Genomic DNA, 21,526 nt, shown 5'->3' with positions numbered 1-21,526 from the left:
AATAATTGATTTACTGACCGTTATTTTTTACCCGTCCTAACATTTTTTTTATTTGTAATGTTAAATCGCCGCCATTTGCTGTTAATATTCCAATCAAAACGAAACCTGTTCCAAAAAATATCTGCCCCGACAGTTTTTCGTTTAACAAGATACTTCCCAATGCGACAGCTAGTATCGGAGTCACGAACGATACGAGGGAGAGATATACTACTTCCACTCTTTTCATTAACCAATAATATGTTACAAAGGTAACAACGGTCCCGAATGTTGAAAGATACAGAATCGAACCAACGCCCGACCCATCGAACTTTAAACTCGAGATATCTTCAAAAATAATTGCAAGCGGAATCATTATCAGCAAACCGAATAGCATCCCGCCTAAACTTAAAGCTGTCGGACTCATTGGATGATTTATCCTTTTCAATATCACCAATGAGGTTCCTTGCAAAACTGTACTTAGGAGTATTGCCGACATACCTAATACATTTGCCGAACCCAAGTGGAGATCTGTCCAAAATATGATTATGATTCCAGAGAATCCTAATACAATACCAATCGATTTCAAAACGTTTAATCTCTCCGTTGGCAGATAAAGGTGAGAGCCGAAAGCGACAACAAATGGATAAGCACCAAATAATACAGATGCTAAACCGGATGCAATATATTGTTCTCCCCAATAAACCAATGCGAAAGGAAAACTGAATGAAAGCACTGCAAGATTTATGTATTGTATAACCGAACTTCTGTCAAAATATAACTTCTCTCCTCTCATCTTCATCATGATCGCCAAGATGCCGGCGGCAATCATGAAGCGGAATGAAATCCCGTAAAGCGGTGTAATGCTTGTTAGCCCCACTTTTATTACTAACCAGGTGGAGCCCCAGATAATTGAAATCAGGATGAAACCAGCTATGATCAAAGATTTTTCTGTCTTCAACATATATGCTTAATCGCTACTCCGGCGATAGAATAATTGATCATTCATAACCCAGACGTTTTAGCCATTTATGCTGTTCGCGCCATTTCTCCCGTACTTTAACATATAATTGCAGATAAACCGGACGCTCCAAAAACAATTCAATATCTTTGCGGGCTTCCTCTCCAATTTTTTTAAGAGCCAGTCCCTTTTTCCCAATGATTATTCCTTTCTGTTGCTCTTTCTCGACATAAATTTCGGCATGAATTACATCCTTGCGTCCATCTTGTTCTTTGAATTCTACTATATCCACAGAAGTTGAGTAAGGGATTTCTTCCTCGTACTGTTCGAATATTTTTTCCCTAATTATTTCTGCAACAAAAAACTTTTCCGGCTGTTCGCTGATAACTTCTGCGGGATAAAATGCCGGATGTTCCGGCAATTTAGACGATAATGCATTAAGCATGTCGGGGATTCCGGTATTAGTCAGAGCAGAGATTAAGAATATTTCTTCAAAACCATACATTTCCTTCGCGTGTTTGATCCGCCGGTCAAGAATTGTTTGGTCTAACAAATCGATTTTGTTCAGAACCGGTATAATCGGCGTTCCGGTTTTTTTCAAGAGATTATACGCTAATGTTTGTTGCATCTTATCGCTTCTCTCATCCATAGATGCATCCAGCATGAATATGATTGCATCGGAATCTCCGATAACTGAAATCGTTTGCTTCATCATTACCTCATGCAACAGGTAAGCCGGCTTCATCACGCCCGGTGTATCGACAAATATTATCTGGAATTCATCGGTCGTCATGATTCCCAATATCTTATGTCGTGTGGTTTGCGGTTTGCGGGTTACCGCGGCAATTTTTCTGCCGACGAGCTGATTAATGAGGGTTGATTTACCGACATTCGGTGCACCGATTATTGCAACGTAACCGCAGTGAAATATTTTTTTCTGAATTTCTTCCATGTTTATTTTATTTTCGGATGTTTATGATGATAATCGGTTGCATCTTGATATTGTTTTGCCAGTGTTAAAATTGTCCCTTCATCGAATAACTTTCCGATGAATGTTATGCTTGTTGGCATACCTGATTTTGAGAAACCATTTGGAACTACAACACACGGATGACCCGTGAGATTCGTTAATAAAAGATTATCTCCTTCGAACGGCGGAGCAACGTAGCAATCCACTTCTTCAAATATTTTTTCCATCTCCTGAATCAGAACAAATCTATGACGATTTGCCTGTATATATTCAACTGCAGGAATGAAGCGCGACACTCTGAACACATTGGGCCAAGCATCCTTAATTTGACGAACAAGTAGATCATCCTGACCGTTTCGTGTTAAATCATCAAATGCGGCTCCGGCTTCCGCGTTTAAGATGAATGCAAGCTCATTCACAGGATATTTAGGCAAACTTACCGGAATCAGATTTACACCTAATGAACGAAGAGTTTCCAGTGTCTGAATATAAATATTCTTGTTCTCCTTGATACTGTCGAATTCAGTCTTCAGATATCCTATCTTCAAATCACTCAACCTGGCATTGGCGTCATATGAGAATGGATAATCGTAAACGCTCTGGTCAATTCCATCAGCACCGTAAATTGAATTGAAAACGATTGCGCAATCTTCAGCGGTGCGACAAATGGGACCAATTTTATCCATCGACCAACTCAATGCCATTGCACCGTGTCTGCTTACCCGCCCGAATGTGGGACGCAAACCGCTAACGCCACATACCGTAGATGGTGATACGATTGAACCCCATGTTTCTGTTCCAATTGAAAATGCAACCAAACCTGCTGATGTTGCGGAGGCAGAACCTGCAGATGATCCGCTGGATCCAACCATTGTGTTCCAAGGATTTCGCGTCTTACCGCCAAACCAAACATCACCCCATGCAAGTTCACCCATGGTTAACTTTGCCACAAGAACCGCGCCCGCTTCTTCTAACTTACTGATTACAGTTGCATCTTCATCAATCATTTGATTTTTATATGGCACAGATCCCCAAGTTGTTCTTATTCCTTTTGTTGCCAACAAATCTTTTGCACCATAAGGAATTCCGTGTAAATGACCTCTGTATTTTCCGATTGCAATTTCTCTATCTGCGCGGCGCGCTTGCTCAAGGGCTAAACTCTCTGTTAATGTAATGACACATTCAAGTTTTGGACTGTACTTTTTAAGTCGGCTGATATATAACTTTGTTAAATCCTCCGACGAGATTTTTTTTGATTTGATTAATTTAGCCAATTGAGCAACCGAGTAAAAAGCCAATTCATTCTCATCGTTCGGTAATTCCACGCGTCCTAACTTCCCCAACTTGAACGATTTCTTTTTCATATCAAATTGAAAACCTACCGGTACCGGATTGAAACCGATAGCTGGTGGGAGATCATTCGGTAAAGAGAGTTGGCGCAAGCTTTCATAACTTTTGAGTTGGTCGTTTAAGCCATCGAGCATCGAATCGCGCTTGGCATCTGAGAATGATAGACCGATAATCTTTTCTGCCGATGCAACAATCTCTTTTGCTATTGGATTAGAAGATTGAGATTGAAGGAATGCACCGGCAAAGAATGCAATCGCTCCGACAATGGCAACTACAATGAAATAATATTTTCTTTTCATCTTCAAACCCCCTTCCAATATTTAATTCTATACGGTTTCATTAGAAATATAAGGAGATACCAAGTTTTACAGAAGATGGACTAAAAATAAAATATTTTCTTTTAGTCTCGCGAATACCACCATAGACTGTTGATTTATTTTCTTCCCATTTATATTCAATCGATGCCCCAGTCTCAACATGACCACTTATCCAACGAGTGATAAATATTTCTGCGCCTACTGCACCACTCATGCCAAATGCAACTGAATAATATTTTGTCCAGCTAACATTACTGCTATATTCGCGTTTCGACCATTGGTAATTTATCTGGGGGCCAACACCAAGATATACTTTAACATCAGAATATTCTGTTAAATAGTGTAAATATTGTGTGCGGATATTCAAACTATACCAATGATCATCCGCTGTTTTCGTTGGGAGAGTTGTATCACTCAAATAATTATCTTCATCAGATGTTGAGATGCTGGTTCCAATCGAAAGCCCCAACCTTATCGCAGATTCATTCGTAAGATGTTTTTTAATTGAAATTCCCGTTCCTTGGAAATCGGATAGGCGAATATTATTAATCAATCCATCAATTTGAAACTGCAACGCCCACATCCCTTTATATAACGAATGTTTCCTTGCGGTTGTATCTTCCTGCGCAAATATTTGAGAAGATAAAATAATAATGGCTGTGATTACGCTTGTTAATCGCGTCATTTGAAACCTCCAAAAATATAATGAATGAAATATTTTTTAATTGTTATTTTATTTTCCATGACATTGTTTGTACTTTTTGCCACTGCCGCAAGGACAAGGATCATTTCTTCCTACTTTATCGCCAACGTGAATTGGCTGTGGCTTGCCTGCGCGCGATTCGGGAGCCCCTTTTTGTTCACCTGTTGTAGAATCTCCGCTCGGCGCCTGACTTGCCTGCAATCCCATACCCAGAGACGATTCGTGTGTCATCGTCATATTTTGTGGTCTGCTAATTTTAGGTTGACGTAATATAGGTGCTTCCTGCGTCTGTTGAGGGAATAATTTAAAAACTAAGTTCATCGTTTCGTTGCGAACTAAATCGAGCAATTCTACGAACATCCTGAACGCTTCGGTTTTGTATTCGATGATCGGATCTTTCTGTCCGTAAGCACGAAGGTGAATTCCCTCTTTCAAATCATCCATCTCGCGTAAATGATCTTTCCATCTTTCGTCGATAACCTGAAGAGCAACCATTTTTTCAAGCATCGACATATTCTCTGCCCCGATGCGCTCTTCTTTCCGTTTATAAAAATCGAGAGATGCTTTGTATGCCGCTACTTTCAAACCCTCTTTGCCGAGTTTATCCCACTGTTCCGGTGTAACAGCGAAATCTACCAAGAGATTAGTTCTCATTGTCTCACGAAATTCATCAACATCTCCCTGCTCGTAATGTTTTTCGATGGTAGTGTCAAGAAAATCATCAAGCATTTCGAAAATATCTTCTCTGAGACGTTCGCCGAATAACGCATGCCGTCTACGCGAATAAATTACCTCACGCTGCTGATTCATCACGTTATCATACTCAAGTAATCGTTTACGAATAGCGTAATTGTTTTCTTCAACCTTTTTCTGCGCTCGTTGAACAGAACGGCTAATCATCGGATGTTGTATAACATCTCCCTCTTTCAATCCCAACCGCTCCATAATACCGGCAATTCTATCGCTTCCGAATAAACGCATAAGATCATCTTCGAGTGACAGATAAAATTTTGATGAACCTGGATCGCCTTGACGACCGGCACGACCGCGCAACTGCCGATCGATACGGCGTGCTTCGTGCCTCTCGGTTCCGATGATATGCAAACCGCCTGCATCGGCAACACCGGGACCAAGTTTAATATCGGTTCCGCGTCCAGCCATATTTGTTGCGATTGTAACGCCGCCGGGTAAGCCGGCATGCGCAACAATTTCCGCTTCGCGCTGATGATGTTTTGCATTCAACACATTATGCGGAACACCTTGACGCTTGAGCATCCTGCTCAATGTTTCAGAAACTTCAACGGATGTTGTACCCACTAAAACCGGACGGTTAGCTTTACGAAGCGCTTCTATCTCTGTTATTACCGCATTAAATTTCTCACGCTTCGTTTTATAAATTACATCTTCCATGTCGTCCCGTATCATATCCTGATTTGTAGGCACGACAGTTACATCAAGTTTATAAATATCGAAAAACTCAGGCGCTTCTGTTTCTGCAGTTCCGGTCATGCCGGCAAGTTTTTTGTAGAGACGAAAATAATTTTGTAATGTGATTGTAGCGAGTGTCTGCATATCTCGTTCGATACGAACCCCTTCCTTCGCTTCAATCGCTTGATGTAAACCATCCGAAAATCTTCTGCCCGCCAACATACGACCTGTGAATTCATCGACGATCATAACTTTACCGTCATCCGTCACCACATATTCATCATCCTTTTCATACAGCGAATATGCCCGTAACAACTGTGTAACGGTATGAATTCGATCGCTCCGCTCTGCATACTGAAGGTTTAATTCGTCTTTCTTAAGTTGTTTTTCTTCGGTAGGCATGTTCAAATTATTTTCGAGTAAAGCAATCTCGGTACCGATGTCCGGTAGTATGAAGAAATCTTTATCATTTGTTGAACCGGCAAGCAGTTCCCGACCTTTCTCTGTGAGATTGATCGTATGATTCCGTTCATCGATTGCATAATAAAGTTCATCATCGATTTCGTGCATTCGTCGTGATTGATCGCGCAAGTATTCCATTTCGGTTTGCTGCATCAATTTCTTATTTGCCGGCTCTGATAGTACTTTTGCAAGTCGTTTATGTTTGGGTAATCCTCGGAATGCACGAAGTATTTGAACGCCTGCTTCTTCTGTTTTTCCATCAGTGATAAACTGCTCTGCCTCTGCAACAATTTTCGTGATAAAATTCCGCTGAGCATTTACAAGTCGCTCGACTCTCGGTTTCATTTCAGAAAATTTATGATCTTCGGTGGCTACAGGTCCGCTGATGATTAGAGGTGTTCGAGCTTCATCTATAAGAACCGAGTCAACTTCGTCGACTATAGCATAATAAAATTCACGATGAACAAGTTCATCACGTGATATCACCATGTTGTCACGGAGATAATCAAATCCAAATTCGTTATTTGTCCCGTAAGTTATATCACAACCATATTGTTTTTTTCTTTGAGACGGATCCATTTGAGCTTGAATACACCCGACAGTCAAACCGAGAAATTCAAAAACTCTTCCCATCCATAAACTGTCGCGCAACGCGAGATAATCATTAACAGTGACGAGGTGAACACCGCGACCGGGTAACGCATTCAAATAAAGTGGCATAGTGGCTACCAATGTTTTACCTTCGCCCGTTGCCATTTCCGAAATTTTACCTTCGTGCAGCACAACTCCGCCGATTAACTGGACATCGAACGGAACCATCTCCCATAAAATCTTATGCCCCATTATTTCCCACGATTGCCCTACCAACCGTCTGCACGTTTCTTTAACTACCGCGAACGCTTCTGGCAAGATTTCTGTTAATACTTGCTGAATCATACCATCGCGATCTTTTTGAAGATTTTCTATTTCTGTATAGATAGCTTCACGATTTTCGAGAGATAATTCTTGGTTTGATTTCAGAGATTCTTTCTTTGAAAGAATTTCTTCCTCGTATTCTTTTATCGCTTCAGAGATTCTGGAGCGGAAGTCAGTAGTTTTTCCGCACAATTCTTCATCGCTCAATTTTTGATATTCTTCAAAATACTCGTTAATTTGTTTAACGATTGGTAAAATTCTATTTACATCTTTTTCTGATTTACCTGGGAATATTTTTGATAGGAACTTTAACATTCTTTAGCCACTAATATTAATAATTGGTATGAAATCTAACCATTTTCCGCTATTAAAACAAACTTCAAAGTTCGTGGTTCTCGTGGTGATCTTATCAGCAAAATTTATTTTTGCAGGTCAGGGAAATATGCAGGACTCATTGCGAAGCAAAATTGATAATATCATTAACGACAAATCTTTGAATGTTTGCTCAATAGGAATTGAGGTAGTTGATCTCAACAGAGAAAAAGTTCTTTTCTCATTAAACGGAGATAAGCTGTTTCATCCCGCCTCAAACCAGAAATTGCTTACAACTGCCGCCGCAATTGAGCTTCTTCCTTCCAAATTTCAATTTAAAACAATTATTTCTACCGATGGTACTATCAATTCAGGCTTAATTGATGGGAATTTAATAATAAAAGGATTTGGCGATCCTCTCTTCAGCAATGCAGACCTTGATTCTATCGTTGTAAAAATTCAACAACTTGGTATTCACAGAATCAATGGCAGTATCATACTTGATGTAAGTTATTTTGATTCTATAAAATGGGGACGCGGTTGGATGTGGGACGATGAACCCGACCCTACTGCTCCTGTTATATCACCGATCAGTATAGATCAAAATGCAGTTCAAATAACAATCACGACAAACATGTTCCTGAACAAACAACCGACGATTGGCTTCTTCCCTCACTCAAACTATTTCTCGGTTATCAATCGTGCCTATACTTCTAACGATACATCATTACCGTATCATACAGTTAGTCGAATACGTGGAACGGATACGATTTTGATTAGCGGAAGGATATCTCCGGATGATTCTCCTCAAGAGTTTTATCTCAGTATTGCTGATCCTCAAAAATATTTCCTTCATCTTCTCAAAGAGAGATTCATAACAGCAAGGATTGAAGTGCTCAGCAATACAATCGAATTACAACCCAATAAATCACACCAATTATTTATTCTATCACATGACATCGATTCGGTTCTTCAGCAAGCGAACAAGAAGAGTGATAATCTTTGCGCCGAGAATCTTTTAAAAACTATTTCAATGGAATTGCTTCATAAACCAGGTTCAACGGCAGAGGGTATAAATCTTCTGAAAGGTATTTTATATAAATCGGATATCGATACATCACTTATATTTCTCGCTGATGGTTCAGGTGCTTCTTGGTATAATGCCATTTCACCAAAATCGATAGTTAAATTATTGAGTTCAGAGTTTAAAAAAACAAGCTTCAAAAGATTTTTTGAATCCTTAGCGATTGCAGGTGTTGATGGAACATTGAAGAATCGATTTAAAGGCACTCTTGCTTATAATAACGTTCATGCTAAAACCGGAACTCTAACAGGCAACAATTGCATCTCGGGTTATCTGCGAACCGAGGACGACGAGATGCTGGCATTCAGTATACTGATCAATCACTGTCCTGTTGAGCAACAAGTGATGCGCAATATTGAAGATAGGATAATTGAATTGCTTTGCGGGATGCGTCTAAAATAAAAAAGTCCGCTCAGCACCACCGAACGGACCTTCACCTAATCCACAGAATGATTTAATCATTCGGAGTGATTACTATATCCCCCCCAGAAGTTTCCAGACTTATTTGATTTCCTCCGCCATTAATTTTCGCTTTCATTCTACCGTCTTTAATTTTTCCCGAGAATTCAAGATCGCAGCTAACATCGCCACCTGAAGCTTCGGCAATCACATCTGCCGAAATTGTTTTTGGAATTTTGACCTTTACATTTCCACCGGATGTTGAAAGGTCGATGCCTTTATTGTCGGCTAAAGATACATCAATATTTCCACCGGATGTTGATGCATGAATTTTCCCGTCGGATTCAGAAACAACTATATTGCCGCCTGATGTTTCAAAATATATCGGCCCAGTTACTTTATCGGCATACATGTTACCACCCGATGTTTCCACGTGATACGAACCAACACAATTTGTTAATTTAACATTACCCCCTGAAGTCGACATTTTCAGATCACTGTCGATATCCATCAATTCAATATTTCCGCCAGAAGTTTCACCATCTATTTTTCCCTTAACATTTTCAATTTCTATGTTTCCGCCTGCTGTGTTCAGATTTAGATTAAAATCTTTAGGCACTTTTATATCGAACAACACATCTGTCCATCCGGAATTAAATAGGTGAAAATGAGACTGTTCAACACGTCCCAGGACTTTGATATCGGCACCTTCTTGAACTGACTCCACGCTGAATCTTTTAATAAATCTATCGGAACCACGTGCTACAACTGTAATGGATACTTTGTTATCGTTGCCACTGGTGATAGTAATATTTCCGATATCTGAATCGACTATCAGATTACCGCCCGCTTGGACATCATACGACTGGTCGTACTTTTTATCACCATCAGAATCATAACTGTAAACCGTTCCTCCCGGTTTGTTCTTTATCGATAGGGCAATCATTGTTGCTCCGAAAATGACAGCAAGGAGTAGCAAGATTGAAAGCCGTGTACTGACGCTAAGAGGTTTCATATTATTATCCTTCGTTACGATTTAAATATTTGTTGTATTATTGAACGAGAATGTTGCATAAAAGTTTCACTCCGCCATTGCGAATGGTTACAGTTTTTAGTAGATTGACGAATAAACTTATACTAGACCACAACATGAAAATATTTAGTTCAATATTCTTAATCATATTTGCTATCAGCGGTTGCGGCTCAGACCGCAATAATTCGTCAAAAAGTCCACAGCCGAAACCCATTCCAAGTGAACAGATAGCGGTACCAAAGTTCGATGGGAAAAAAGCATTTAATTTTCTGAAAGAACAAACCGACTTTGGTCCACGCGTTCCCGGGAGCGTTTCCCATTCAAAATGTTTAAACTATTTGAACATTCAGATGGCAAAATTCGCGGACAAGGTTAATCGGCAGGAATTTTCGCATAAGGGATATGACGGAAATATTTTGAAACTTACTAATATTTTTTCTTCATTTAATGTTAAAGCAAACACAAGAATTTTACTGCTTGCACACTGGGATTCGCGACCAAGATCTGATCAGGATCCGGATATACGCAAACGATCGTTACCGGTCTTGGGGGCAAATGATGGTGCCAGCGGAGTTGCAGTGCTGATGGAAATTGCGCGACAGCTAAAATTGAAACAACCCGCTATAGGTATCGATATTTTATTTACGGATGGAGAAGATTACGGTAAGGAAGCCGATACAAAAAACTACTTACTTGGCGCACAATATTTTGCTAATAATTTACCCGCAGACTATAAACCTGTTTTCGGTATTCTTCTCGATATGGTTGGTGATGCTCAACTTGAACTTTTAAAAGAACGTTATTCTATCGGTTACGCGCCGAACATTGTCGATTTAATTTGGAATACTGCGCATGACCTTGGCATAACACAGTTTCGCGACGATGTTCAGAATTGGGTGACAGATGATCATCTTCCACTCAATAACGCAGGCATCCCAACAATCGATATCATAGATTTTAACTATCCGGATGAATCAAACAGATACTGGCATACCACCCAAGATACACCCGATAAGTGCAGTGCCGAAAGCTTGGAAGCCGTAGGTCAGGTTTTATTAAATGTCATCTACACTTATCGGAAATAAAATGAAGGCATATCTTAGAATTTCAATTAGCGCAACTGAAGCTCAACAAGAAATGCTTCTTCCGACCATGATCGAACTTGGGTGTCAAGGATTTGAACAAACTGAGACCTCTTTAATTTGTTATATCAACCACGAACAAATAGATAATGAACTCGATCGCTTTAAGGAAGAACTTCAAAATTTGATCAGGCATATATCGGCAAATGCGGTCATCGATATGAAAACAATCAATGAAGTTAATTGGAACGCGGAATGGGAAAAGACGATCCAATCGATTGAAATCGGGAAACGATTCGTTGTTAAACCCTCATGGTCTGAATACAGTAATACAAAAAACCGAATTATACTGCATATCGATCCGAAAATGTCGTTCGGAACGGGATATCATGAAACAACGAGACTATCATTACAATTGCTTGAATTATTTTTAATGAAGAATGACGATGTTCTTGACGTGGGGACAGGTACCGGTATTTTGGCAATCGCCGCGATTAAATTAGGCGCGCGCTCTTCGGTTGGTATCGATAATGATGATTGGTCTATTGAGAACGCACAAGAAAATATTCAGCTAAATGATGTCACATCTCGGATTCAGATAAATAAAAAAGAGCTCCCAGAATTCGATGATGAAGCATTCGATATGATTACTGCAAATCTCACGTTGAACACAAACATCGAGATGATGAAAGATTTTTATAGGTTATTGAAACACAAAGGGATGATTGTACTCTCAGGATTACTCGTAATAGACCAACCGAAGATGGAAGAACAATTAACAAAGCATTCGTTCGAAATCAAGGAACGACTTTTCGAGAATGAATGGATTGCCATCGCAGCTCAAAAGAAGTAATGCGAATTGCCGCGGTTGATATAGGAACTAATACAATACTTCTTCTTATTGCCGATGTTGATAACGCCGGGAATATACACCTACTGAATCATCAACAGCGATTCCCAAGATTGGGAAGGAAAGTCGAAGGATCGCAGATCATTGATCCCGGGATATTCGATGATGTTGCTTCGATAATTAATGATTATAAATCCATTTCTCGCAATTTGCAGGTAGACGTGTTCATCGTATCTGCTACAAGTGCCGTTCGTGACGCAGAGAATCAAAAAATATTTTTAGATTTCATTAATTTAAAATGCGGATGCGAGATCAAAGTATTATCGGGTGATGAAGAAGCTGAATTAACATTTCTTGGCGCTATGAGCGGATTCGACTTTCCACCAGAAAATAGTATTGTGCTTGATATCGGCGGTGGAAGCACTGAAATTACTCAATATATTTCAGGAAAATTGAAAGGAGAAAGTTTTCAGATTGGAGCAGTTCGTTTAAGCCAAAATTATTTTTTGCATTCTCCGCCATTAAACTCAGAAATTGAAAACGCAAAAGAATATATTCATAAACATCTTTCGTCCATAAAATATCCACCATCGGATATGAAAATAATCATAGGAGTAGCTGGTACCGCAACAACCTTAGCTTGCCTCGATCAAGGACTAAAATATTTTCTGATTGAACGAGTAAAAGGATATCATTTATCAGCAATCGATATCAAACGATGGGCACTCAAACTTCTTTCGATGGAATCGAGTGAAATTTTTCAACTCTCGGATGCAACAATAGGAAGGGAAGATATTATTGGAGCAGGCGCGTTGATCTTAGATGAAATAATGAAAAAGTTCGGATTTCAAGAAATCGTTGTTAGTGAACGTGGTTTACGGTACGGGATGGTACTTAATGAGTGGAAAATAAAAACCGGATTTGAAGGAAATAGAATTATTTAATTTTCCTTCCAATTCTATCAACAATTTCACTCAACCTATTAAGAAATTCCTCAATATCTTCTTCCTGAGTGCTTCTTCCGATGGAAATGCGTAGAGATGCGCGGGCGGTTGATTCATCTCTACCCATCGCAAGTAAAACATGAGAAGGTTTGAAAGCACCCGATCCGCATGCCGATCCGCTGGTTAATGCTATGCCCGCAAGATCAAAATTATATAATAATGCCTCGCCATCAATTTCGATTTTTGAAGAATCAAAAGATATATTTAGAATATGTGGAACAGCATTATCCTTTCTGCTGTTAAAAATTATTTCAGGAAATCTTTCACGAAGCAAAATTTCACATTTATTACGTGACGATGAAATAACTTGTGAAGAGCGTAATTGCTCTGCATCGAATAATTTAACAGCTTCAGCAAAACCGACGGCTAATGGAACGCTCTCCGTTCCTGCGCGTCTGCCTCTCTCCTGTCCGCCACCATGTATTAAATTTGCGATGGAAATACCGCGTCGTAAATATATTGCTCCGATTCCTTTTGGTCCATATAATTTATGTGCAGAAATAGATAGCGAGTCGACACCCAACCGATTAACATCTACCGGTATTTTTCCAAACGATTGAACTGCATCGGTGTGAAGATATATTTTGTTAGCTTTTGCGATTTGGGAGATTTCCTCGATACGATTTATGATTCCGGTTTCGTTGTTGACGTGCATAATAGAAATTAAACCGGTTTTATCAGTAATTTCATTTCGCACATTTTCGGGAGCAATAAAACCATCCTTATCAACCGGTAAGTATGTTACATGAAATCCCTGATTGTTTAAATATGAACATGATTCAAGGACGGCAGAGTGTTCAACAGACGAGGTTATAATATGGTTTTTCCCCTGTTTCATCATATCGGTTGCCAAACCTTTAATTGTGGAATTGTCGGCTTCAGTTCCGCCACTTACAAAAGTTATTTCAGACGGGTGAGCATTGATTGCTGAAGCAATCACCTCTCTGCTTTCATCAAGCACCGCGCGGGCTTCCCTGCCATAAGAATGTATTGACGATGGATTTCCGAATTTCGTATTCCAATACTCGTTCATTGCGTCAACGACACGAGGATCACAAGGAGTTGTGGCGGCAAAATCTAAATATATCTTCGACATGATTGGAATATAGCGGATTCAACTGAATCGGCAAAATATGCTGTTCAGTATTAAATGGGAGGTAATATTTTTCTTATTTCTATTCTTGTTGTTCCGGGTGCTGTGGTTCCGGACGTAATCCTTTAATAGCATCTCTCACTTTGCGTCCGAAATCTCTTTCGAACATAATAAATTTAGCGAACTGGATTGGTGTTATCAACTGCCTTACTTCTTCCTGAAATCGCTGACGCTCTTCAAATATTTCCCGATCGATCGTGCGTACCTTTTCAGTACCCTTCGCAATTTCAGTGTTGCCCTCTTTCTTTTGAATCAGATCTGCCAGATCATCAATCGTTTTATTTCTGCGTTCCATAAATTCTCGAATTTTATCTTCGTGAATCTTATGTTTTGCAAAGAACCTGACCGATTCTTCCTCGTTTAAATTCAGGAATTCTATCAAGCGCATCTTTCGATATTTTTCTAACTGCTCGGGTCGACCGCCATCGCGCGGTTCACTCTTCCGGTGTCTCTGCGCATTCGATTCCGTACTAGATAACAATGCGATACCAACAATAAGAATAATTGCATATTTTTTCATCTTGAACTCCATAAACTTAAGAATATTTTTCTTTTTACTATTTTTGAAGTGCTGCTACAATTGCTGCGTCGTTATCTTTGCTAATTAAATCAAGGATATCTTTGTCACCGAAATAAGAAGAGGCGATGCTCTTACTATCCTGGACAATAATCTCCGCTAAAATTTCCGAATCAGCCGATTGCTCGTTATCGAAGCCATCAATACTCAAAGGATTAAATCCCTCCAATGCCGTTTGTATGGCATAATATTCACTTAGTTCGGATAATGGAATCGAATTCAGATTAAAGCGCCCAGTATATTGGTTTTCTGAATCTGGATTATTCATAACTGTCAAAACGATGATAAATATACTCATGGTAGCGGCAACCGGCATAATAAAGCGTAGAATCTTTTCATAAGTTGAACGATTTTGCTTTCGCTCTAAACGATTATGAATATTTGGTATTATGTTAATCCAGTAAAACGAATCGGGCTCCCACGATTTTTCTTTATTGATCGAATCAACCATCGCTTGCACCTGAATCGATTCTACTTGGCAAGAGGAACAGGTGTGAATATGTGCTGAGATATCCGCAGTCTCTTTTTCGCTCGTTTTGCCTCGAAAATATTCCGGGAGTAAAATCATAACTTCCTGGCATTTCATGAGTTTAATTCCTTTCTCATCATTCCCGATATTTTTTTTACAGCTTGGAAGTAATTTGCTTTGGTACCGCCAACAGATTTGTTCAATATTTTCGCCATCTCTTCAAACGGGGTCTCATCATGATATCGCATAGTGAAGACCGCGCGTTGTTTTGGGGGAAGATTTTCAATCGCTCGTTCAAGCGCTGTTTGGTATTCTTGCCGAATCACTTTATCGTCGGCAGAATCAGATGCCTGGTATTTATCTTCAAAATATTCTTCGTACGGTATAAACTGTAAAAATCTTTTTTTCCTCAAGAGATTCAAAGAATCGTTAACAGTTATCCTGTAAAGCCAGGTAAACAGATTCGAGTCACCTCTGAAGTTTTTTAATCCTTCGTACATTTTCAAAAATACATTTTGAACAACATCATCGGCATCCTCATGTGAAACGACGATCCGCCTTGCTGTCCAGTAAATCCTTTCCTGATATCTCTTCACCAGCTGATTAAAACTTTGGTTGTTTCCTTGTACTATCTCTTCGATCAACTGTTGATCTGATTTTTGATCCATCCGTGAATTTATAAATTCTATTATTTAGATGATTCTCTTTGCCTAAGGTTTAGTCGTACCCAATAATAATTAATATTCGAATAAAATAGCAAGATTAGAACGATTTTAGGTAGCTGGTAAGTTTAAACCACGTATCTCTCAAATCTTCTGAAACAATTTTCGTATCTGAAAGTATCGGCATGAAATTGGTGTCGCCATGCCAACGTGGGACGAGATGAAAATGGATATGCTTTTCTATACCGGCACCGGCTGACCTGCCAGAATTTAATCCGTAATTGAAGCCATCCGGTTTCATTATATATTGAAGAGCTTTTATCAATAATTTTGTGATATTCATTATTTCCAAAGTTTCTTCATCTGAAAGATCGGTTATACTTGGGATATGCCGATTAGGGACAATCATCAGGTGACCGCTATTGTATGGATATAAATTCATGATTGCAAAGCTATGAGTTCCCCGATAAACAATCAGTCGCTGTTCATCATTGTTCGCTTGTCTTGCAGAACATAAAACGCATTCAACAGTTTCATCCGACTTAGACGAAAATGATTCGATGTACTTCGAGCGCCAAGGAGAAAATAGTCGTTCCATAAATCAGCTTTCTAAATTTATCTTTCTAAATGCGAGAAGCAATCCGTTGGTTGGATTGCTTCTCTTGATGAATTCATTTTATTTTAAATTATTATGCTTCTTCTTCAACCTTATGTTTATCATGTTCCGCAATTATTTTTTCGGCTACTTCACGCGGCATCTCTTCATAATGATCGAATTTTTGTTTGTGCATGCCGCGTCCCTGCGTCATCGACCTGAGCGTCGTCGAATATCTATGTAATTCTTTTAGTGGGAGAAGTGCTTTTATGATTTGGTGCGAGCCATCTGAATCCATTCCTAATATTTTTCCCCGCCTGCTCGAGATATCGCCCATAACATCACCCATATATTCTTCCGGAACAGTTACCTCAATTTCATAAATCGGTTCTAGGAGAATCGGCTTCGCTTCTTTGAATCCTTTTTTGAAACCCATTCTTCCTGCGATTTTAAATGAATGCTCATCAGAATCCACATCGTGGTAAGAGCCGTAGAATAATGTCGCCTTAACATCAACGACTTTGCATCCCGCAATAACGCCGTTTACCATTGCTTCAATAATTCCTTTTTCAACTGCTGGTACAAATCTTCCGGGAACGACACCACCAACAATGGCATCCACGAATTCAAATCCGCCACCACGGGGCAACGGTTCAATCTTTAACAAGACATGGCCATACTGTCCCCTGCCGCCGGTTTGCTTTTTGTGTTTGTATTCGACCTCATTTGCTTTTCCACGGATGGTTTCACGGTAGGGAATTTTAGGTTCTGCTAAATCAACATCAACACCATATTTCGCTTTTAAACGATTTATCATAATTTGGAGATGAAGTTCACCTTGTCCGCTGATAACTGTTTGGTGAAGTTCAGGATCAACTGTCATAATAAATGTTGAATCTTCTTCGTGTAAACTATGCAAACCATTAGCGATTTTATCTTCGTCGCCCTTTGATTTAGGAGCGATTGCCATCGTTATTACAGGATCAGGGAAAGTAATTGGAGGCATTTCGACAGAAAAAGATTTCAAACTTAGTGTATCGTTAGTGTGAGTATCTTTTAACTTCACAACAGCTCCGATATCGCCTGCAAATATTTTACTTATTTCTTTTCTTTCTCTACCATTCATCAAGAATAATTGAGCCAACCTTTCGGGTTTGTTTGTATGATGGTTTTGAAGATCCAAACCCGGAGTTACTGTTCCGGAATAAACTCTGAAATAAGATAATTCACCGACATGCGGTTCTGAAACAGTTTTAAATACGAACATAACCGGCTGACCATTCGCATCGCATTTCAGTGAAACCTTCTTATCGTCACCGCCGGCTAATTTGCCTTCCGGTTGAGTCATCTCGGCAGGATTTGGACAATAATCTGAAATGAAATCAAGAATTGAAGCTATACCAATCGTGTGCGCTCCAGCAGCGCATAATAAGGGGAATATTTTTCGAGATTTGATTCCCAAGCGTAACCCTTTTTTAATCTCCTCTTCATTCAAAGTTCCATTGTTGAAATATGTGTCGAGCAATTTTTCATCCGCTTCGGCAACTTTTTCAATTAATTCCTCCCGCATCTTTTCTGCTTTCGGTTTGAGATCGGCAGGTATTTCGGTTTCGGTATATTTTCCCTTTCCATCGCGAGTATATTTCAACATCTTCATCAGTAGAATATCGACTATCGCTTCGAACGCCAATCCCTGTGTAACCGGGAATTGAATCGGAATCAAATCATGTGAAAACTGTTCTTTTGCCTTTGAAATAACATTTTCGTAATTCGCGTTTTCATTATCAAGCTTGTTTAAGATGAATATCGAACTGTTGTTCAACTCTTTTGTATATTTCCATACTACTTCGGTACCAACTTCCCCGCCTTCAACCGCTTTTAAAAATACTATTGCCGTATCCGATACGCGCAGCGCGCTTCTCACCTCACCTGTAAAATCTGTATACCCCGGTGTATCAATTAAATTAATTTTACATCCTTTCCATTCACAGAATAGAAGGGATGAATTGATTGAAATCTGACGTTCTATTTCATCGGCACGGTAATCGGATATAGAGTTTCCTTCTTCAACTTTACCGAGGCGATTTGTATGACCTGCAGTGTACAAACAAGCTTCGGCAAAGGACGTTTTTCCGGAACCACCGTGCCCGACTAAGGCGATGTTGCGAATTGACTCTGACGTATATTCTTTCATAATAAAAAATTACTCCTTGACGAAAACGACAATACTCCCAGCCCATCGGAACAATCTCTCGCTGCTATGGGCAGAGGATACCGTCTTTCGATGTTATATGAACTATGACTTATTATCTTTTTAATGCGGCTGCGCAGTTATGCCCGTAAGCGGGTTATGAATGCGCGAATACCGGTAACGACTGCGGCAAGCGTTCCAACCGTCTCCATGACAGGTTCTTCGATACGCTCTTGCACTCTTCTTTCGAGATTTACAATATTATCTGCAATTTCTTTGATTGAATTAATTGAACTCTTAACGAGCACAACCTGTTCATCAATATTTTCTGTAACATTTTTTATTTTCTCTGTGATAATCTCGATGTTATTTAAAACGGGAATTGCTTTTGCAGCTACCGTTTTAGTTTCACTCTCTATTATCTGGAGGATACTTTTTACGCGTATAAATACCGTGATGAGATAAACGCACAATACTGTAAGAGCTCCGAGTGCAATAATCTCCATTAAAACGAGCAATGTATCCATTATCGGTTTCCCTACTAATTATTCAATTTCTGTTAAATATCTTTTTCTTTTTCATTTCTATATGCGTCAACACCCGCTTTAAACGCCGCTTTGATCTTGCCGCTTTCGCCACCCGCTCTCTCACGTATTTCTGATAACATCTTGTCGGCATCTCCCATAAGATGTTCCGCTTTTTCACGAACATCGGAAACTACTTGTTCTGACCGACTCTTCCCAACATTCATAAAGTCTTGAGATTTTGATTTTGCGGATTTAAGATATTCCGACGCATCTTCCGCGATGTCGGTAGCTTTCTTTTTGATTTCAGATCGTAATTCTTTGCCACTTTTCGGAGCATATAGTAAAGCAGTTATAGCTCCTACAACGCCACCAATCAAGAATCCTAACAATAATCCTTTTGCCATACCGCTTTTTTCATTTGTCATCTCTCATCCTTTCAAAAATGTTCTGATTCAACGATTTTGTCTCGTAAAGATTAAATTACCAATAATGCACATCAAAATCAAGTATTTGGAGGTTAACTATCTCTATACTTTCCGCATTTTACAAGCGATTTGCATTTGTAATACAGATGTTTTATTATGTTATTCATTTTAAAAATATATCATCTAAAACTGAATGTTCAAATCATCAGAAGGAAGCACCGCACGGTTATTACAGCTATGTGTTGCTTATTTTATTTTTTATGTAATCACAGGTATCACCGTTAAATATTTTACCGGTGATGGTTTCGGTGGTATGGAGGAAACCGAATTTTTAGTTTTCAGCACTATTGGCGGCAACGCTATTTGTCTGATTGTTGTACTGACATTAAGATGGTATAAAATAAAAACGAACAGATCGGTGAAATTGGGTTCATTCAATTTGCCGTACGAATTACTCTATATTATACCGTCTGGCGTTTGCACTGCCATCATTATTCCGACAACAACATTGATGTATACACTGCCAATTTCTGTTATGGTGGCAATGGTCATAATGCGTTCAAGTGTAATTGTTATCAGTCGAGTGGTAGACGCAATCCAGATCAAACAGAATATCTTGAAGAAAAAAGTTTACGCTGAAGAGAATATTGCTGTTGTCTTTGCACTTATAGCGGCAGGGGTAAATTTATTCTGGGTTGGTGAAGGTGATTTCGATTTTGTCAACTCATTGCCAGCAGTGATTATATTGGTAAGCTACATCGTTGCATATTCGTTTAGAATTTACATTATGAACTACTATAAAAATACACGCGCCCCCGGTGTCGCACTTGACAATAAAGGATTTTTTGCAATCGAGCAGATTACAGCGACGATACTCATTGTATTAGTTGCCTTATTCGTTTTTAATTTACCTGACTGGTTTCACACGGAGACAGAGCAGATCACAATTTTCAGGAGCGCATTTATTTCGCCGCATATTTTATGGTTTCCTGCCACACTCGCAGGTGTCGCATACGGTATGGTTGCTTTTTTCTCAGTTTTTATCTTCATGTTCAAAGGACGCACTGCTACGTTTGCGGGATTGGTGAACAGACTGACTTCATTAGTGGCGGGAACTATCGCCACTTTATTTTTTGCGATTTGGTTTGGAGGTAAATACCCAAAACAACAGGATTGGATTTCTTTAATCTTTATTTTTGTATCGGTCGGATTTCTATCACTCGCTGAACGAAAAAGAACTATCGAACTTACAACGACCGAAAACAAAAATCATCAATAGACAATTCATAATGAAAAAGGTGAGATATGATCTCACCTTTTTCATTAAAGACTATTTTCCTAGCCGGGATCGAATGATACTATTTTTTCCAGACACTCCACAATTTGGTCGTCACCCGCTCCAACTCTTTACCTAATTTTACAGGATCGTCGGTTTTCTCAGGCATATTATCGAATGCCGCATAAGGAACATTTATTCCTTTGATCTTAATATATTCTTTATCAGCGGCAGTCAATTTTTCCCAATCATTTGTTTTATAGTAAAATTCCATTTTTTCGTCAGGGAGTGAATGGTATAAAATGGAATCCTCCATTCCGGGACGCGCACGACGTCGATTTTTTCGGACCGATTCTTCATACGGCACTTTGATATAAATTATACACGCCCGTTTCAATAAATCTTCATGCAGATAAGAAAAAGCTTCCGCAAAACCGTTTTCACCACCACGGGCAAATTCTACTATCGATGTCATCTTTTGATGGTAATTTTGATCGGCAGCTAATTTTTTACGATATGTTAAAGAAACTCTTTCGATATAAAGATTCCAAATAAACGGATCTTTAAACCAATATTTTTCATCCGACCATATTCGCGGTTTTCCGTTCTTTGAAAGTATATCATCGATTTCGAATGTTTCCCAGACATAAACAAAATCATCTATTTCTTCAAAATCATTAATATGAAAACGATTCAATCTTTCGGTTGTAGGAGTTTTTTTCAGAAAATCAATGACTTCAGATTTTCCTGCCGCAGGTCTACCAATTAATATTATCACATCAAAATTATTGTTCATATTCACCTT

General features: G+C 39.2%; 20 protein-coding genes. 5 read left to right on the top strand and 15 right to left on the bottom strand.

The features are described 5' to 3' along the window. Nucleotides 1–10: 10 nt before the first annotated feature. From HZB59_01970 to secA, 5 genes are read right to left on the bottom strand one after another with little or no spacing between them, the layout of a single operon-like run. Nucleotides 11–940: an EamA family transporter gene (locus tag HZB59_01970; protein MBI5020181.1), complete on the bottom strand. Its 930-nt coding sequence runs from the start codon at nucleotides 938–940 to the stop codon at nucleotides 11–13. Nucleotides 941–977: 37 nt separating this feature from the next. Continuing rightward, nucleotides 978–1,889, bottom strand: coding sequence for a GTPase Era (era, locus tag HZB59_01965; GenBank protein ID MBI5020180.1), 912 nt, complete (start codon nucleotides 1,887–1,889; stop codon nucleotides 978–980). A gap of 2 nt (nucleotides 1,890–1,891) precedes the next feature. Then, nucleotides 1,892–3,556, bottom strand: a complete 1,665-nt coding sequence (locus tag HZB59_01960; protein MBI5020179.1) for an amidase — start codon at nucleotides 3,554–3,556, stop codon at nucleotides 1,892–1,894. A gap of 40 nt (nucleotides 3,557–3,596) precedes the next feature. Next, entirely contained in the window at nucleotides 3,597–4,259 is a 663-nt protein-coding gene (locus HZB59_01955) for a hypothetical protein (GenBank protein ID MBI5020178.1), read from the bottom strand. A 48-nt stretch (nucleotides 4,260–4,307) separates the two neighbouring features. Continuing rightward, nucleotides 4,308–7,397: a preprotein translocase subunit SecA gene (gene secA, locus HZB59_01950; protein ID MBI5020177.1), complete on the bottom strand. Its 3,090-nt coding sequence runs from the start codon at nucleotides 7,395–7,397 to the stop codon at nucleotides 4,308–4,310. A 28-nt stretch (nucleotides 7,398–7,425) separates the two neighbouring features. Here secA and dacB point away from each other — a divergent pair, with 28 nt between their 5' ends. Further along, nucleotides 7,426–8,880, top strand: a complete 1,455-nt coding sequence (gene dacB / locus HZB59_01945) for a D-alanyl-D-alanine carboxypeptidase/D-alanyl-D-alanine-endopeptidase (protein ID MBI5020176.1) — start codon at nucleotides 7,426–7,428, stop codon at nucleotides 8,878–8,880. Between the two features lie 52 nt (nucleotides 8,881–8,932). On the opposite strand, the gene HZB59_01940 is transcribed toward dacB, so the two are convergent. Then, nucleotides 8,933–9,892 (bottom strand): hypothetical protein, encoded by a 960-nt coding sequence (locus HZB59_01940; protein ID MBI5020175.1) that lies wholly within the window; start codon nucleotides 9,890–9,892, stop codon nucleotides 8,933–8,935. A 50-nt stretch (nucleotides 9,893–9,942) separates the two neighbouring features. Between HZB59_01940 and HZB59_01935 the strand changes: the two genes are divergently transcribed. The 3 genes from HZB59_01935 to HZB59_01925 are packed head-to-tail and all read left to right on the top strand — an operon-like array spanning nucleotide 9,943 to nucleotide 12,786. Further along, nucleotides 9,943–10,995: a M28 family peptidase gene (locus tag HZB59_01935; protein ID MBI5020174.1), complete on the top strand. Its 1,053-nt coding sequence runs from the start codon at nucleotides 9,943–9,945 to the stop codon at nucleotides 10,993–10,995. Then, nucleotides 10,970–11,845 (top strand): 50S ribosomal protein L11 methyltransferase, encoded by an 876-nt coding sequence (gene prmA, locus HZB59_01930; protein ID MBI5020173.1) that lies wholly within the window; start codon nucleotides 10,970–10,972, stop codon nucleotides 11,843–11,845. The genes HZB59_01935 and prmA overlap by 26 nt, the downstream gene beginning before the upstream one ends. Next, a complete protein-coding gene (locus HZB59_01925; GenBank protein ID MBI5020172.1) occupies nucleotides 11,815–12,786 on the top strand; it encodes a Ppx/GppA family phosphatase in 972 nt (323 codons plus the stop codon). The genes prmA and HZB59_01925 overlap by 31 nt, the downstream gene beginning before the upstream one ends. Here HZB59_01925 and HZB59_01920 read toward each other — a convergent pair. The 8 genes from HZB59_01920 to HZB59_01885 all read right to left on the bottom strand — a co-directional run bounded on the left by HZB59_01920 (nucleotide 12,779) and on the right by HZB59_01885 (nucleotide 19,445). Then, the gene (locus HZB59_01920) at nucleotides 12,779–13,942 is read right to left on the bottom strand and encodes a cysteine desulfurase (GenBank protein ID MBI5020171.1); all 1,164 of its coding nucleotides are present in this window, start codon (nucleotides 13,940–13,942) and stop codon (nucleotides 12,779–12,781) included. The genes HZB59_01925 and HZB59_01920 overlap by 8 nt on opposite strands. 79 nt (nucleotides 13,943–14,021) lie before the next feature. Further along, nucleotides 14,022–14,519 carry a hypothetical protein gene (locus tag HZB59_01915; protein ID MBI5020170.1) on the bottom strand — a complete coding sequence of 166 codons (498 nt, stop codon included), beginning with the start codon at nucleotides 14,517–14,519 and terminating at the stop codon, nucleotides 14,022–14,024. 37 nt (nucleotides 14,520–14,556) lie between these two features. Then, nucleotides 14,557–15,162, bottom strand: coding sequence for a zf-HC2 domain-containing protein (locus HZB59_01910; GenBank protein MBI5020169.1), 606 nt, complete (start codon nucleotides 15,160–15,162; stop codon nucleotides 14,557–14,559). Then, nucleotides 15,159–15,713 carry an RNA polymerase sigma factor gene (locus HZB59_01905; protein ID MBI5020168.1) on the bottom strand — a complete coding sequence of 185 codons (555 nt, stop codon included), beginning with the start codon at nucleotides 15,711–15,713 and terminating at the stop codon, nucleotides 15,159–15,161. Before HZB59_01905 ends, HZB59_01910 begins: the two co-directional genes overlap by 4 nt. Before the next feature lie 94 nt (nucleotides 15,714–15,807). Next, complete coding sequence (locus HZB59_01900) at nucleotides 15,808–16,305, bottom strand: HIT domain-containing protein (GenBank protein ID MBI5020167.1); 498 nt, start codon at nucleotides 16,303–16,305, stop codon at nucleotides 15,808–15,810. Between the two features lie 91 nt (nucleotides 16,306–16,396). Beyond that, complete coding sequence (gene fusA, locus HZB59_01895) at nucleotides 16,397–18,496, bottom strand: elongation factor G (protein ID MBI5020166.1); 2,100 nt, start codon at nucleotides 18,494–18,496, stop codon at nucleotides 16,397–16,399. 137 nt (nucleotides 18,497–18,633) lie between these two features. Then, nucleotides 18,634–19,020 (bottom strand): hypothetical protein, encoded by a 387-nt coding sequence (locus tag HZB59_01890; protein MBI5020165.1) that lies wholly within the window; start codon nucleotides 19,018–19,020, stop codon nucleotides 18,634–18,636. A gap of 32 nt (nucleotides 19,021–19,052) precedes the next feature. After that, on the bottom strand, nucleotides 19,053–19,445 hold the full coding sequence (locus HZB59_01885; GenBank protein ID MBI5020164.1) for a YtxH domain-containing protein: 393 nt from the start codon (nucleotides 19,443–19,445) through the stop codon (nucleotides 19,053–19,055). A gap of 193 nt (nucleotides 19,446–19,638) precedes the next feature. Here HZB59_01885 and HZB59_01880 point away from each other — a divergent pair, with 193 nt between their 5' ends. After that, complete coding sequence (locus HZB59_01880) at nucleotides 19,639–20,724, top strand: hypothetical protein (GenBank protein MBI5020163.1); 1,086 nt, start codon at nucleotides 19,639–19,641, stop codon at nucleotides 20,722–20,724. Between the two features lie 79 nt (nucleotides 20,725–20,803). Here the strand turns inward: HZB59_01880 and HZB59_01875 are convergent, their stop codons facing one another. Next, nucleotides 20,804–21,517, bottom strand: coding sequence for a hypothetical protein (locus HZB59_01875; protein MBI5020162.1), 714 nt, complete (start codon nucleotides 21,515–21,517; stop codon nucleotides 20,804–20,806). Nucleotides 21,518–21,526 lie beyond the last annotated feature (9 nt).

It is taken from the genome of Ignavibacteriales bacterium (genome assembly GCA_016214905.1).
In the GTDB taxonomy this organism is placed as follows: domain Bacteria; phylum Bacteroidota; class Ignavibacteria; order UBA10030; family SZUA-254; genus PNNN01.
Note: the sequence above shows the minus strand (reverse complement) of the source record. Positions and strands in the feature narration are given on the sequence as shown.